The following is a 395-nucleotide window of genomic DNA, read 5'->3' as shown; positions in this document are numbered from 1 at the left end:
CAAATCCGGGTATCCAGTTGTGAATTGCTTTCAAAATGTGATAATCTCACCCCATACTGACCCACCCATTTCGGAGTAAACTGACCCACCTGTTTCAGTCGATATTGACCCATGCGTTTCAGTCCATACTGACCCACGTATTTCAGTTGAAACTGCCCCACCCTTCCGGTGATCTTTTCTTGTTTCTTTTGAGCGACTAACTCAAAAGAACGATGGCAGCAAAGAGCAAAACCATGCAACAGATCCGGAACATTTTACAACAAAGAGCGAACGGGCTATCTATTCGTGCCATAGTTCGTCATTCCAATTATTCCCGCAATACCATTCGAGGTTATCTTCGGCTAATCGAACGGAGTTCCTATACGCTTTCTGAGTCTTTAAAACTGAGCGATGAG

The organism is Algoriphagus alkaliphilus (assembly GCF_900103735.1).
GTDB classification, from domain to species: domain Bacteria; phylum Bacteroidota; class Bacteroidia; order Cytophagales; family Cyclobacteriaceae; genus Algoriphagus; species Algoriphagus alkaliphilus.
Note: the sequence above shows the minus strand (reverse complement) of the source record.